Origin of the sequence: Gellertiella hungarica (genome assembly GCF_014197145.1) — a bacterium.
Taxonomy (GTDB): Bacteria; Pseudomonadota; Alphaproteobacteria; order Rhizobiales; family Rhizobiaceae; genus Gellertiella; species Gellertiella hungarica.
The window spans coordinates 1-1,355 of the sequence record NZ_JACIEZ010000034.1; the positions used below are offsets into that span (position 1 = coordinate 1).

Here is a 1,355-nt window from a genome sequence, read left to right on the forward strand (position 1 = left end):
CCATGTGTGGACGGCCCGTGGAATGCAAGACTCTGTATCGATGGGATCGGTCAGGTTCAGTCATGTGTCCGGCCTTTTATCGTGGCATTGTAGCCACTGGCCCTGATGAAGTCCGCGGATGGAGAGCCAATCAATTTGTCGAGCTCAAGGCTCTGGGGGAACCTAGGCTTTGCTCCATCCCCGGTCCAACCGGTTCGCCATCATTACTCAGTCCTTCATTCCTCCGGTCGACGATTGCCGAGCCGGATTCCTTCAAACGGCTGCGTGCCGGTAAGTCTCCTCTCTTCTCAGAAGAGCCCACGCGACGCGGGCGGTCTTGTTGGCGATCGCTACCGACACCATGCGTGCCGGTTTGCGCTGCAAGAGCTTCGCGATCCACGGGAATGATGGAGCATCAATGCGCGCTCGTCGTATGACGGCAGTGGCGCCGACTACCAGCAATCGTCGGATTGTCCGATCGCCCTGCTTGCTGATCCGCCCTAGCCTCTCCTTTCCGCCACTACTATTTTGTCGCGGCGTTAAGCCAAGCCAAGCCGCGAACTGTCGCGCTGATTTGAATTCCTCGGCATTCCCAACCGAAGCCGCGATTGCGGCCGCCGTGAGAAAGCCGACGCCTGGGATGGTCATCAGCCTCCGAGCGGCAGCTTGGTCCCGGCACCACTGCATTATGGTGCGATCAAGCTCGGCGATCTTATTGCTCAGCTCTTCTAGCTGCATCTGAATGTGCTTGAAGGGTTGCCACGACGGTTCAGGAAGATGGTCTTTCGCGACGTGTAAGGCTTCGAGAGCAGCTTTCAGCCCGAACTTTCCTTGAGGCGTGATGATACCGAATTCGGCCAAATGGCCTCGGAGTGCGTTGATCAGAGCCGTTCTCTGCCGCACAAAAAGATCTCGGGTCTTGTGCTGCATAAGAAGAGCCTGACGCTCGCAATTTTTCACCGGTACGAAGCGCATGGTTGGACGGGTGACTGCCTCGCAAATCGCTTCGGCATCTGCTGCATCGTTTTTCCCGCGCTTCACATACGGCTTTACATATACCGGAGGCATAAGCTTCACATCGAAGCCCAAGGCACCGAGTTCCCTCGCCCAGTAATGTGAAGTCGAACAAGCTTCCATGCCGACGAGGCAGGGTGGCAACTGCTCGAAGAAATGCAGGAGCTGATTTCGGCGAAGCTGCCGCCGGACAATAACATTGCCGACGTCATCGATAGCATGAACTTGAAACACGTTCTTGGCCAGATCCAGGCCGACGACAGTGATCTTCTCGAAAGTCATGACACGGTTCCTTCTCTGAGTTGCGCAGAATGATCTTAGCATCTCGCGCGACGGGTTCGGAGGGCCGTCCACATCATCAA

The 1,355-nt window shown here is 56.5% G+C and carries 1 protein-coding gene; it reads right to left on the minus strand.

Features of this window, described 5'->3' with window-relative positions; all coding sequences use genetic code 11:
* Positions 1-252: 252 nt before the first annotated feature.
* On the minus strand, positions 253-1,275 hold the full coding sequence (locus GGR23_RS22965) for an IS110 family RNA-guided transposase (RefSeq protein WP_036567425.1): 1,023 nt from the start codon (positions 1,273-1,275) through the stop codon (positions 253-255).
* Between the last annotated feature and the right edge of the window lie 80 nt (positions 1,276-1,355).